Source organism: Pseudomonas sp. ok272 (assembly GCF_900109995.1).
Classification (GTDB): Bacteria; Pseudomonadota; Gammaproteobacteria; order Pseudomonadales; family Pseudomonadaceae; genus Aquipseudomonas.
The window spans coordinates 472,495-484,855 of sequence record NZ_FOCB01000001.1; the positions used below are offsets into that span (position 1 = coordinate 472,495).

General features: G+C 60.8%; 11 protein-coding genes. 9 read left to right on the forward strand and 2 right to left on the reverse strand.

Translation table 11 applies throughout. The features are described from left to right. Positions 1-55 precede the first annotated feature (55 nt). Positions 56-1,348 (reverse strand): OprD family porin, encoded by a 1,293-nt coding sequence (locus tag BMW74_RS02260; RefSeq protein WP_093413010.1) that lies wholly within the window; start codon positions 1,346-1,348, stop codon positions 56-58. Between the two features lie 235 nt (positions 1,349-1,583). Here BMW74_RS02260 and BMW74_RS02265 point away from each other — a divergent pair, with 235 nt between their 5' ends. Then, positions 1,584-2,255, forward strand: a complete 672-nt coding sequence (locus BMW74_RS02265; protein WP_093413013.1) for a response regulator — start codon at positions 1,584-1,586, stop codon at positions 2,253-2,255. Next, positions 2,248-3,633, forward strand: coding sequence for a sensor histidine kinase (locus BMW74_RS02270; RefSeq protein WP_093413016.1), 1,386 nt, complete (start codon positions 2,248-2,250; stop codon positions 3,631-3,633). The genes BMW74_RS02265 and BMW74_RS02270 overlap by 8 nt, the downstream gene beginning before the upstream one ends. A gap of 81 nt (positions 3,634-3,714) precedes the next feature. Here BMW74_RS02270 and BMW74_RS02275 read toward each other — a convergent pair whose 3' ends face one another. After that, on the reverse strand, positions 3,715-3,978 hold the full coding sequence (locus BMW74_RS02275) for a DUF2790 domain-containing protein (RefSeq protein ID WP_093413018.1): 264 nt from the start codon (positions 3,976-3,978) through the stop codon (positions 3,715-3,717). A 492-nt stretch (positions 3,979-4,470) separates the two neighbouring features. Between BMW74_RS02275 and acs the strand changes: the two genes are divergently transcribed. From acs to argR, 7 genes are all read left to right on the forward strand, one after another. Beyond that, a complete protein-coding gene (acs, locus tag BMW74_RS02280; RefSeq protein WP_093413021.1) occupies positions 4,471-6,426 on the forward strand; it encodes an acetate--CoA ligase in 1,956 nt (651 codons plus the stop codon). A 676-nt stretch (positions 6,427-7,102) separates the two neighbouring features. Next, positions 7,103-7,876: an ABC transporter substrate-binding protein gene (locus BMW74_RS02285; protein ID WP_093413024.1), complete on the forward strand. Its 774-nt coding sequence runs from the start codon at positions 7,103-7,105 to the stop codon at positions 7,874-7,876. Between the two features lie 91 nt (positions 7,877-7,967). Further along, entirely contained in the window at positions 7,968-8,657 is a 690-nt protein-coding gene (locus BMW74_RS02290; protein WP_093413027.1) for an ABC transporter permease, read from the forward strand. Next, on the forward strand, positions 8,654-9,352 hold the full coding sequence (locus BMW74_RS02295; protein ID WP_093413030.1) for an ABC transporter permease: 699 nt from the start codon (positions 8,654-8,656) through the stop codon (positions 9,350-9,352). The genes BMW74_RS02290 and BMW74_RS02295 overlap by 4 nt, the downstream gene beginning before the upstream one ends. Position 9,353: 1 nt before the next feature. Next, positions 9,354-10,466, forward strand: coding sequence for a M14 family metallopeptidase (locus tag BMW74_RS02300; protein WP_093413033.1), 1,113 nt, complete (start codon positions 9,354-9,356; stop codon positions 10,464-10,466). 23 nt (positions 10,467-10,489) lie between these two features. Continuing rightward, the gene (locus tag BMW74_RS02305) at positions 10,490-11,254 is read left to right on the forward strand and encodes an ABC transporter ATP-binding protein (protein ID WP_093413035.1); all 765 of its coding nucleotides are present in this window, start codon (positions 10,490-10,492) and stop codon (positions 11,252-11,254) included. Between the two features lie 113 nt (positions 11,255-11,367). After that, on the forward strand, positions 11,368-12,348 hold the full coding sequence (gene argR / locus BMW74_RS02310) for a transcriptional regulator ArgR (RefSeq protein WP_093413038.1): 981 nt from the start codon (positions 11,368-11,370) through the stop codon (positions 12,346-12,348). Positions 12,349-12,361: the final 13 nt, after the last annotated feature.

The window sequence follows — 12,361 nt, forward strand, 5'->3', positions numbered from 1 at the left end:
TTTCGTCTCCACAAGAATTGTTGTTGTGTGCAGGAGCTTTCGCGGGGTGAATCGATTACCACAGGGCAACGCTATAGCTGACCAGTACCCGCACTTCATCGGCATCGCGGGCGGAATAGTTGGAGCGATAGGTGGCATTGCGCAGGCGCAGGGCGACGTCCTTGAGGGCGCCACTTTGCACGACATACTTGATCTCGGTGTTGCGTTCCCATTCCTTGCCGGTGTCGCCGTTCTTCAACTTGATGTTGTCGCCGCTCAGGTAACGGCTCATGAAACTCAGGCCGGGAATGCCCAGGGCAGTGAAGTCGTAGTCGTAACGGGCCTGCCAGGAGCGTTCTTCGGCGCCGGCAAAGTCGTTGATCTGGACGAAGTTGACCAGGAACGGGTCGGAACCATCGACGTAAGGGAAGGCACTGTCGCCGGACATGTGCTGGTAGCCGGCCGTCAGTTTATGCCCGCTCAGGCCATAACTCACCAAGCCATTGAGCGAGGTGTTGTCGATCTTGCCGCCACGGGCCTGGCCGTCGTCATCACTGAAGGCCATGCGCAGGTCTGTGCCGAAGGTGCCCGGGCCGACTTTCTGGCTGGCCACCAAGCCGAGGAAGTGCTGGTTGTAGACCTCGCCCAGTTGGGCAAAGTGGTAGCTGGCGGTGACCTTCTCGGCGAGCTTGTAATCAAAGCCGCCGAAGTCGAAGTGATCGCCCGCCACGGTGCCGGCGAAGCGACCGTTCTTGTTGTTGAGGGCAATGTCTTGGTAGTCGGTGCTGTCGCGGTCCTTGGCTTTGTCCAGGCGGCCACCGGTGAACTTCAGGTCCTTGATCTCCTTGGACGTGAGGATGCCGCCTTCGAAGGTCTGCGGCAGGATGCGTCCGTCGTTGGCCTTGAGGACCTGCATCTCGGGGATCAGGCTGCCGATCTTCAGTTCGGTGTCGGAGATCTTCACCTTGCCGGTCAGGCCGAGCTTGGCGTAGGAGTCCGCCGCGCGTCCGTCATCGTGGGTCGGCAACAGGCCGGAGCCGGTGCGGTCGGGGCTGGAGTCGAGCTTGACACCGAGCATGCCGAGGGCGTCGACGCCAAACTTCACGGTGCCGTCGGTGTAGCCGGACTCGAGATTGAGCATGAAGCCCTGGGCCCACTCATCGCGCTTGGATTGCTGGGCGCTGGTACCGCTGCGAAAGTCGCGGTTGAAGTACATGTTGCGGGTTTCCAGGGTCGCGGTGCTGTCTTCGAAGAAGGCAGCCTGGCTGGCTGGCGAGAAGCCGGCAAGGGCAGCGGCACTGGCGAGGGCGGTGGAACCAAGGCGGGTAAAGCGAACAGGCGTAGAAGCCTGGGGCTGTGTAGGCCGCATCGTGAAACACTCCATTTATTGTTCTTATTGGGCGAAAACGCATCGTGGCGTTTTTCGTTAACTGCTCTTCAAGGGCACGGCAGTCGAGACTGTCCGTGGCCGGACTCTAGCGCTGTAACCTTTCGCTAACCTTTCAGAAACAATTCCCGGCTTTCGGGCTTCACAGCGGCGGATGCGGCTGTAAACTCCGCGCCACACAGTGGCGTCGACCACCCCCGGATTGAGGTAAGGATTGATGCGTGTTCTTCTCGTCGAAGATCATCTGCAGTTGGCCGAAAGTGTCGCCCAGGCGCTCAAGAGCACCGGCCTGACCGTGGACGTGCTGCACGATGGCGTGGCCGCAGACCTGGCCCTCAACAGCGAGGAATACGCGGTGGCGATTCTCGACGTCGGCTTGCCGCGCATGGATGGTTTTGAAGTGCTGGCACGCTTGCGCAGCCGCGGCAAGAACCTGCCGGTGCTGATGCTGACCGCCCGCAGTGACGTCAAGGATCGGGTCCATGGCCTCAATCTGGGCGCTGACGACTACCTGGCCAAGCCGTTCGAACTGACCGAGCTGGAGGCGCGGGTCAAGGCGCTGTTGCGGCGCAGCGTGCTGGGCGGGGAACGCCAGCAGCGCTGCGGCGCATTGGTGTATGACCTGGATACCCGGCGCTTCACCCTGGGCGAGGAGTTGCTGACCCTGACGTCCCGTGAACAGGCGGTGCTCGAAGCCTTGATCGCACGGCCCGGACGGGTGATGAGCAAGGAGCAACTGGCCGCTCACGTGTTCGGCCTGGATGAAGAGGCCAGCCCCGACGCCATCGAGATCTACGTGCACCGCCTGCGCAAGAAACTGGACGGCCACCCGGTGGCCATCGTGACCTTCAGGGGGCTCGGTTACCTGCTGGAAAGCCGCGATGTATAAGCCCAGCAGTCTGCGCTGGCGGCTGGTGTGGAACCTGGCCGCGCTGCTGGTGGTGCTGATGATTGCCAGTGGCATGAGCGCCTATTGGAATGGTCGCCAAGTGGCCGACACCGCCTATGACCGTACCTTGCTCGCTTCGGCGCGGACCATTGCCGCCGGTCTTTCCCAGCGTGACGGCAGCCTGAGCGCCGACGTGCCCTACGTGGCGCTGGACACGTTCGCCTACGACAGCGCCGGGCGGATCTACTACTCGGTCATCGACATCCATCAAACGCTGATTTCCGGTTACGAACACTTGCCCGCTCCGCCGCCGGGTACCCCGCGCACGGATGACTACCCGGCGTTGGCGCGCTTTTACAACGCCACCTACCAGGGACAGACCGTGCGGGTGGTGAGCCTGCTCAAGCCGGTGATCGAGCCGAACATGAATGGCATGGCGGAGATCCGCGTGGCGGAAACCGACGAAGCGCGGGTCAGCATGGCGCGTAGCCTGATGGCCGACACCCTGTTGCGCTTGAGCATGCTGGCGGTGGGGGCGTTGCTGTTGGTGTGGTTTGCGGTCAGTGCGGCGTTGCGCCCGCTGGAGCGTTTGCGCACGGCCGTAGAAGAGCGCCAGCCCGATGACTTGCGGCCGCTGCCGCTGGTGGAAGTGCAGCATGAATTGTGGCCGCTGGTGCGGGCACTCAACCACTTCACCGAGCGCTTGCGCGGGCAGTTCGAGCGCCAGGCGCAATTTATCGCCGATGCCGCCCATGAGTTGCGCACCCCCCTGGCGGCGCTCAAGGCGCGATTGGAGTTGGGGCTGCGCTCAAACGAGCCACAGACCTGGCGCGATACCCTGCAAAGCTCGGCCCAGGGCACCGATCGCCTGACGCACCTGGCCAATCAACTGCTGTCGCTGGCGCGGGTCGAGAATGGCGCGCGGGCGATTGCCGAAGGTGGGGCGCAGTTGCTCGACCTCAGCCAGTTGGCCCGTGAGTTGGGCATGGCCATGGCGCCGCTCGCCCATGCCAAGGGAATCGCCTTGGCGCTGGAGGCCGACGAACCGGTGTGGATCCGCGGTGAACCGACCTTGCTCAACGAGTTGCTGAGCAACCTGGTGGACAACGCCTTGTCCCATACCGCGGCAGGCGGCAATGTAATCCTGCGTGTCAGCGCGCCCGCCGTGCTGGAGGTCGAAGACGATGGCCCGGGCATTCCACTGCAAGAACGTGAGCGGGTGTTCGAGCGGTTCTACCGTCGCAATCAGCAGGTTGCCGGCTCAGGCCTGGGGTTGGCCATCGTCGGTGAAATCTGCCGCGCGCACTTGGCGCAGATCAGCCTGCATGATGGTGCCCAGGCGGGCTTGAACGTGCGCGTCAACTTTACTGCCGGATAAACCTGAGCCTTAAACACCCCAAAGCCCGGCCAATGCCGGGCTTTGGGGAAGCAGTCGTCAAGCAAACTTGAAACGTGCGTATTAGCCGTTAGAGCAACCATTGCCCATTACGCTGTAGCGCAGAATATGCCGTTGACCGGTTGAGTCTTCATATTCCATTCGCGCCGGGACAACTTCACAGACACTGGGAACTTCGCTCATGGAGATAACTTTTGCGATGTCCAAGTGCAGGGAGTAAGTGTATTCCTCTACCGGTACGTTATTTCGGGCGACATCAGTCGGGATCTCGTCAGCCATGGCGCTTGCACACAGGCTGCTGAGGGCCAGAACTAATAAAGCTTTCATTTCAAATTTACCTTTCTAAGGTCGAGTGGGGTCACGCAACCTTTGTGAGGTTGCGTGTGGAACGTGTCGACAGGGAGTTTGATTAACGGCCTTCGTGGGGGCTGCAACTGGGTTAATCAGGTGCCGTGTTGGCGAGGTGGATTCTAGGCGCGCAGGGTGTATTCATATAGGCGAGCTTTTGATAAACACCTTTGACAAAATTCGTAACAATCTTCTTTTAACTCTTGTGGTTCTCCCAGTAGAGCACTGACCCGTGGGAGCGAGCCTGCTCGCGAATACAATCTGTCAGTCAGCGATGAGGGTGACGGATATGACGCTTTCGCGAGCAGGCTCGCTCCCACAAGGGGGGATTCGTTGTTTCTGGGCCGTTCGTCCAGGCTAGGGTTTGAAGCGGTTGCAGGGGTTGTTACTACCATCGTCGAATGGTTCTATACGTCCACCCCGGCTACAACTGGGGCATACAAAAACAACTATTTCACCGAGGTAAGAAAGATGAGTGCGGCTTCTCTGTATCCTGTTCGTCCCGAGGTTGCGGCCAACACGCTGACTGACGAGGCGACCTACAAGGCCATGTACCAGCAGTCGGTCGTCAACCCGGACGGCTTCTGGCGCGAACAAGCCAAGCGCCTCGACTGGATCAAGCCTTTCACCACGGTGAAGCAGACATCTTTCGATGACCACCACGTCGACATCAAATGGTTCGCCGACGGCACCCTCAACGTTTCCTACAACTGCCTGGATCGCCACCTGGCCGAACGTGGCGATCAGATCGCGATCATCTGGGAGGGCGACGACCCTGCCGAGAGCCGCAACATCACCTACCGCGAGCTGCACGAGCAAGTCTGCAAGTTCGCCAACGCCCTGCGTGGCCAGGACGTGCACCGCGGCGACGTGGTGACCATCTACATGCCGATGATCCCCGAAGCCGTGGTCGCCATGCTGGCCTGTACCCGGATCGGTGCGATTCACTCGGTGGTGTTCGGCGGCTTCTCGCCGGAAGCCCTGGCCGGCCGGATCATCGACTGCAAGTCGAAAGTGGTGATCACCGCCGATGAAGGCATTCGTGCAGGCAAGAAAATTCCGCTCAAGGCCAACGTCGACGACGCGCTGACCAACCCGGAAACCAGCAGCATCCAGAAAGTCATCGTGTGCCAGCGTACCGGTGGCGACATCAAGTGGAACCAGCATCGCGACATCTGGTACGAAGACCTGATGAAAGTGGCGGGCACCGTCTGTGCGCCGAAAGAGATGGGCGCCGAAGAAGCGTTGTTCATCCTCTATACCTCCGGCTCCACCGGCAAGCCGAAAGGTGTGCAGCACACCACGGGTGGCTACCTGCTGTACGCCGCCCTGACCCATGAGCGGGTGTTCGATTACCGTCCGGGCGAAGTCTACTGGTGCACCGCCGACGTTGGCTGGGTCACCGGCCACACCTACATTGTCTATGGCCCGCTGGCCAATGGCGCGACCACCTTGCTGTTCGAAGGCGTGCCGAACTATCCGGACATCACGCGCGTCGCGAAGATCGTCGACAAGCACAAGGTCAACATCCTCTACACCGCACCGACCGCGATCCGCGCCATGATGGCGTCCGGCACGGCCGCGTGCGAAGGTGCGGATGGCAGCAGCCTGCGCCTGCTAGGGTCGGTGGGTGAGCCGATCAACCCGGAAGCGTGGGACTGGTACTACAAGAACGTCGGCCAATCCCGTTGCCCGATCGTCGACACCTGGTGGCAGACCGAGACCGGCGCCACCCTGATGAGCCCGCTGCCGGGGGCGCACGCCCTGAAGCCGGGTTCTGCGGCGCGTCCGTTCTTTGGCGTGGTGCCCGCCCTGGTGGACAACCTGGGCAACATCCTGGAAGGGGCGACCGAGGGCAACCTGGTGATCCTCGATTCGTGGCCAGGTCAGGCGCGCACGCTGTATGGCGACCATGACCGTTTTGTCGACACCTACTTCAAGACGTTCCGTGGCATGTACTTCACCGGCGACGGCGCCCGCCGCGATGCCGATGGCTACTGGTGGATCACCGGTCGGGTGGACGACGTGCTCAATGTCTCCGGCCACCGCATGGGCACCGCCGAGATCGAAAGCGCGATGGTCGCCCACCCGCGCGTCGCGGAGGCGGCGGTGGTGGGTGTGCCGCACGACATCAAGGGGCAGGGGATCTATGTCTACGTCACCCTTAAAAACGGTGAGGAGCCGAGCGAAGCGTTACGCCTGGAGCTGAAGAACTGGGTGCGCAAGGAGATTGGTCCGATTGCCTCGCCGGATGTTATCCAGTGGGCGCCGGGTTTGCCGAAGACGCGCTCGGGGAAGATCATGCGGCGGATTCTGCGCAAGATCGCTACGGCTGAGTACGACACGTTGGGTGATATCTCGACGTTGGCGGATCCGGGTGTGGTGCAGCAGTTGGTTGAGACTCATAAGGCGATGAGCGCCGCGTAAGCGTCGGTCTTGAGTCACACAGCCCCGTCCGGTGTTGCGCCTGGCGGGGTTTTTTATTGTTGCGGTATTGGTGGCGGCACCTTCGCGGGCAAGCCTCGCTCCTACGTTTGAAATGCATCCTCCCCGTAGGAGCGAGGCTTGCCCGCGAAGGCGGTCTGTCAGCGGATGTATCAACAGTTGCCAATATCTATCGGCTTGATCTGTAGGGTGATTCGCCATGTTACCGGGCGGGGTTCACGTAACCGAATGTGTAACCGCTTGTCCATTTTCGGGGCATGGAGAAACATAAATGCCCGTTTTCTGGGCTTCTCAGTGACCTTGGTAAATTAGGTATGACGCTGCGCTTGCCGGATTCAAAGGCTTTGCCAATAATAGGCCCGCTATTTGCAATACCTATCGGTTTAATGTCTTTTGCCCTTGCATGAAATTCAGGGGCTGTCAATGTGCTCGGTCGGCTTTCTCGGTGCTTCTGTAATTTGTTGTCGCATTGAAGAAATATCGGCTTCGGGCCTGTCGTTAGAATGCCGATCATTCGCTCGTCGTCGCCATCGTTTAAATAAACGTTGATTTAAACGGCTGTTTCCCGCGATGCAGCACCGATTTTCGTTTCACTCATTCGCATATTGGGCTGTGGCTCATTCTGCTGTTTTTGCCCTATACCGATGGAGTCCTAACGATGAAGAAACTCGTGCTTCTTGGCGCCCTGGCACTGTCCGTGCTGTCTCTGCCAACCTTTGCCGACGAAAAGCCTCTGAAAATTGGTATCGAGGCGGCTTACCCTCCATTCGCCTCCAAGGCGCCGGACGGCAGCATCGTTGGTTTTGACTACGACATCGGCAACGCCTTGTGTGAAGAGATGAAGGTCAAGTGCGTGTGGGTCGAGCAAGAGTTCGACGGCCTGATCCCGGCGCTCAAGGTACGCAAGATCGATGCGATCCTGTCGTCCATGTCGATCACTGACGATCGCAAGAAGTCCGTGGACTTCACCAACAAGTACTACAACACCCCGGCCCGTCTGGTGATGAAGGACGGCACCGTGGTCAGCGACAGCCTGGTGGAGCTCAAGGGCAAGAAGATCGGCGTGCAGCGTGGTTCGATCCACAACCGTTTCGCCGAGGAAGTCCTCAAGCCACTGGGTGCTGAAATCAAGCCCTACAGCTCGCAGAACGAAATCTACCTGGACGTGCAAGCCGGTCGCCTCGACGGCACGGTGGCAGACGCTACCCTGTTGAATGACGGCTTCCTCAAGACTGATTCGGGCAAAGGCTTCGCGTTCGTCGGCCCGGCGTTCACCGACGTCAAGTACTTCGGTGACGGCGTGGGTATCGCGGTACGCAAGGGCGATGCCCTCAAAGACAAGATCAACGCGGCCATCGCGGGTATCCGCGAGAACGGCACGTACAAGAAAATCCAGGACAAGTACTTCGACTTCGATATCTACGGCAAGTAATACGTCTGAGCGAACAGTCCGAAATGGCGCAAGCAACAGGATCTCTGAAGTTTGCGCCATTTTTTCATCCCAATTTCCGAGGACTTGAATCATGTTGAAAGGCTACGGGGCTGTCATCCTCGATGGCGCATGGCTGACGCTCCAGCTCGCCTTGTCGTCCATGGCCTTGGCCATCGTCCTGGGGCTGATCGGGGTTGCACTGCGCCTGTCGCCGGTACGCTGGCTGGCCTGGTTGGGCGACCTGTACTCCACGGTGATCCGCGGGATTCCCGACCTGGTGCTGATCCTGCTGATCTTCTACGGCGGCCAGGACCTGCTCAACCGCGTCGCGCCGATGCTGGGCTACGACGACTACATCGATCTCAATCCACTGGTGGCCGGCATCGGCACCCTGGGTTTCATCTTCGGCGCGTACCTGTCGGAAACCTTCCGTGGCGCCTTCATGGCGATCCCCAAGGGGCAGGCCGAAGCGGGCATGGCCTACGGCATGAGCAGTTTCCAGGTGTTCTTCAAGATCATGGTGCCGCAGATGATTCGCCTGGCGATTCCTGGCTTCACCAACAACTGGCTGGTATTGACCAAGGCCACCGCCTTGATTTCGGTGGTCGGTCTGCAAGACATGATGTTCAAGGCCAAGCAGGCGGCAGATGCCACCCGCGAGCCTTTCACCTTCTTCCTCGCCGTGGCGGCCATGTACCTGGTGATTACCAGCGTCTCGTTGCTGGCACTGCGTCACCTTGAGAAGCGCTACTCGGTAGGCGTAAGGGCGGCTGATCTATGATCTTCGACTACAACGTCATCTGGGAGGCACTGCCGCTGTACTTCGGTGGCCTGCTGACCACCCTTAAACTGCTTGGGCTGTCGCTGTTCTTCGGCCTGTTGCTCGCACTGCCATTGGGCCTGATGCGGGTCTCGAAGAACGCTGCGGTGAACCTGTCGGCCTGGCTCTACACCTACGTGATCCGCGGCACGCCGATGTTGGTGCAGTTGTTCTTGATCTACTACGGCCTGGCGCAGTTCCAGGCGGTACGCGACAGCTTCCTCTGGCCGTTTTTGTCCAGTGCCACGTTCTGTGCGTGCCTGGCCTTCGCGATCAACACCAGCGCCTACACCGCCGAAATCATCGCGGGTAGCCTGCGGGCCACGCCCAATGGTGAGATCGAGGCGGCCAAGGCCATGGGCATGTCGCGCTACAAACTGTATACCCGGATCCTGCTGCCTTCGGCCTGCCGCCGGGCGCTGCCGCAGTACAGCAACGAAGTGATCATGATGTTGCAGACCACCAGCCTGGCCTCCATCGTGACCCTGATCGATATCACCGGTGCCGCCCGTACCGTCAACGCCCAGTACTACCTGCCGTTTGAGGCGTACATCACCGCTGGCGTGTTCTACCTGTGCCTGACCTTTATCCTGGTGCGCCTGTTCAAGCTCGCCGAGCGCCGCTGGTTGAGCTACCTGGCCCCGAGGAAGCACTGACATGGAACGCATCGACCATGTGCTGCCGTGGAGTCACCTGGGCAGTGAACGTCATCTCTCGGTGTTTCGCTTTGGCAGCGGCGAGCGCAAGGCCTACATTCAGGCCAGCCTGCACGCCGACGAATTGCCCGGCATGCGCACCGCCTGGGAGCTGAAAAAGCGCCTGGGCGAACTCGAAGCCCAGGGCTTGCTCAAGGGGGTGATCGAGTTGGTGCCGGTGGCCAATCCACTGGGCCTCGGTCAACTGCTCCAGGGCAACCATCAAGGGCGCTTCGAGGCGGGCAGCGGCAAGAACTTCAACCGTGACTTCGTCGAGCTGAGCGCGCCGGTGGCCGCTGAGTTGGCGGGGCGGCTGGGGGATGATCCGCACGCTAACATTCGCTTGATTCGCCAGGCCATGAGCGACGCGTTGGCCGCCTTGCCCGCGCCGAGCAGTCAGTTGCAAGGCATGCAGCGTGTTTTGCTGAGCCATGCCTGCACCGCCGACGTGGTGCTCGACTTGCACTGCGATGCCGAAGCGGCGCTGCATATGTATGCCTTGCCGCAACACTGGCCGCAATGGCGCTCACTGGCAGCGCATCTGAAGGTGCGTGTGGGCCTGCTGGCGGAAGACTCCGGCGGCAGTTCGTTCGACGAGGCCTGTTCGCTGCCGTGGTTGCGGTTGTCCCGGCAGTTCCCCCAGGCGCAGATTCCCTTGGCGTGCCTGGCCACGACTCTTGAGCTGGGCGGCCAGGCCGACACCGGCCGGTCCCAGGCCACGGCCCATGCCGAAGGGATCCTGGCGTTCCTCGCCGAGCAGGGCCTGATCGGCGGCCAATGGCCGGCCCCAGCGCAAGAGGCGTGTGAAGGCATGCCGTTCGACGGCACCGAATTGCTGTACGCGCCGCATCCGGGCGTGGTGAGTTTCTTGCGTCAACCTGGCGAGTGGGTCGAAGCCGGCGACGAGATTTTTGAAGTGATCGATCCTTTGGCTGATCGGGTCAGCACCGTGTGTGCTGGTACGGCCGGTGTGCTGTTTGCCGTTGAACGGCTGCGGTATGCCCAACCCGGTTTCTGGCTGGCCAAGGTGGCGGGGCGCGAAGCGCTGCGTCACGGGCGCTTGCTCAACGACTGATGTGTTTTGTGAGAACCGACAACATGTACAAACTTGAAGTCCAAGACCTGCATAAACGCTATGGCAGTCACGAAGTGCTCAAGGGCGTGTCCCTGAAGGCAGCGGCAGGCGATGTGATCAGCATCATCGGCTCCAGTGGCTCCGGCAAAAGTACGTTCTTGCGTTGCATCAACCTGCTTGAGCAACCCCATGCCGGCAAGATTCTGCTCAACAACGAAGAGCTGAAGCTGGTGGCGAACAAGGAAGGCGCACTGAAGGCAGCCGACCCCAAGCAGTTGCAACGCATGCGTTCGCGCTTGTCGATGGTGTTCCAGCACTTCAACCTGTGGTCGCACATGACGGCCATCGAAAACATCATGGAAGCGCCGGTCCACGTCTTGGGCCTGTCCAAGGCCGAGGCCCGTGAAAAGGCCGAGCTGTACCTGGCCAAGGTTGGCGTGTCCCATCGCAAGGACGCTTACCCGGGCCATATGTCCGGTGGTGAGCAGCAGCGCGTGGCGATTGCCCGGGCGCTGGCGATGGAGCCCGAGGTGATGCTGTTTGACGAGCCGACCTCGGCCCTCGACCCGGAGCTGGTCGGCGATGTCCTGAAAGTCATGCAGGCCCTGGCGCAGGAAGGCCGGACCATGGTGGTGGTGACCCACGAAATGGGCTTTGCCCGTGAAGTGTCGAACCAACTGGTGTTCCTGCACAAAGGTGTGGTCGAGGAAAGTGGCGATCCGCGTGAGGTATTGGTCAACCCGCAGTCCGAGCGGTTGCAACAATTCCTCTCGGGTAGCCTGAAGTAATCGCTGCCGTTGTGCACCCAATTAGGTCATGCTGCGCAACGCGCACCAGATGGTCTAGTTTGGTTGCAGCCGCTTTTGGCCTTTAACACTGTTTTTGTTTCGGATTGCCCGCCATGACTGCCCATCGAATAGGTTTCCTGATTTGGCCCAGCACTAAAGCTCTGACGCTTGCGCTGGCTGAGGAGGCCTTGCGTGTCGCTCAGCGGGTGCATCCGGACGTGGTCTACGAACTGTCGTTCCTGCAAGCCGAGCCACCGATCGAGGGGGCCTGGCAATTGCCGGGCGAGGCCTGGGCCGGCAAGCTGGAAAACTTCCAGAAGCTGTTCCTGCTGGCCGATGAGCCACCCACGGCCTTGGCCCCGGCCCTGAGTAGCGCGCTCAAGCAACTGGTGCGTGCCGGGTGTGTGATCGGTGGTTTGTCGGCGGGTGTCTATCCGCTGGCACAACTGGGCTTGCTCGATGGTTACCGGGCGGCGGTGCACTGGCGCTGGCAGGATGATTTCTCCGAACGCTTCCCCAAAGTCATCGCCACCAGTCATCTGTTCGACTGGGACCGTGATCGCCTGACCGCGTGTGGCGGTATGTCGGTGCTCGACTTGTTGCTGGCGGTGCTGGCCCGCGACCATGGCGCCGAGTTGGCCGGTGCGGTGTCGGAAGAACTGGTGGTCGAGCGCATTCGCGAAGGCGGCGAGCGCCAGCGCATTCCGTTGCAGAATCGCCTGGGCTCCAGCCATCCCAAGCTCACGCAAGCCGTGTTGCTGATGGAAGCCAACATCGAAGAGCCGCTGACCACCGACGAAATCGCCCAGCATGTGTGCGTGTCCCGTCGGCAGTTGGAGCGCATCTTCAAGCAATACCTCAACCGCGTGCCGAGCCAGTACTACCTGGAATTGCGCCTGAACAAGGCCCGGCAGATGTTGATGCAGACCAGCAAGTCGATCATCCAGATCGGCCTGTCGTGTGGCTTCTCCTCGGGGCCGCATTTCTCCAGCGCCTACCGCAACTTCTTTGGTGCCACGCCGCGTGAAGACCGTAACCAGCGGCGCAGCAGCAGCCCATTCGAGTTGTCCTCGGTGCCGTCCGAGCGCGGCTGAGCGGGGCGAGCGG

What these genes read in the sequence shown, in the direction of transcription:
- BMW74_RS02300 (WP_093413033.1), top strand. Translation starts at nt 9,354, where the DNA reads ATGGAACGCATCGACCATGTGCTGCCGTGGAGTCACCTGGGCAGTGAA.
- BMW74_RS02295 (WP_093413030.1), top strand. Translation starts at nt 8,654, where the DNA reads ATGATCTTCGACTACAACGTCATCTGGGAGGCACTGCCGCTGTACTTC.
- BMW74_RS02270 (WP_093413016.1), top strand. Translation starts at nt 2,248, where the DNA reads ATGTATAAGCCCAGCAGTCTGCGCTGGCGGCTGGTGTGGAACCTGGCC.
- BMW74_RS02290 (WP_093413027.1), top strand. Translation starts at nt 7,968, where the DNA reads ATGTTGAAAGGCTACGGGGCTGTCATCCTCGATGGCGCATGGCTGACG.
- acs (WP_093413021.1), top strand. Translation starts at nt 4,471, where the DNA reads ATGAGTGCGGCTTCTCTGTATCCTGTTCGTCCCGAGGTTGCGGCCAAC.
- BMW74_RS02260 (WP_093413010.1), bottom strand. Translation starts at nt 1,348, where the DNA reads ATGCGGCCTACACAGCCCCAGGCTTCTACGCCTGTTCGCTTTACCCGC.
- BMW74_RS02285 (WP_093413024.1), top strand. Translation starts at nt 7,103, where the DNA reads ATGAAGAAACTCGTGCTTCTTGGCGCCCTGGCACTGTCCGTGCTGTCT.
- argR (WP_093413038.1), top strand. Translation starts at nt 11,368, where the DNA reads ATGACTGCCCATCGAATAGGTTTCCTGATTTGGCCCAGCACTAAAGCT.
- BMW74_RS02275 (WP_093413018.1), bottom strand. Translation starts at nt 3,978, where the DNA reads ATGAAAGCTTTATTAGTTCTGGCCCTCAGCAGCCTGTGTGCAAGCGCC.
- BMW74_RS02305 (WP_093413035.1), top strand. Translation starts at nt 10,490, where the DNA reads ATGTACAAACTTGAAGTCCAAGACCTGCATAAACGCTATGGCAGTCAC.
- BMW74_RS02265 (WP_093413013.1), top strand. Translation starts at nt 1,584, where the DNA reads ATGCGTGTTCTTCTCGTCGAAGATCATCTGCAGTTGGCCGAAAGTGTC.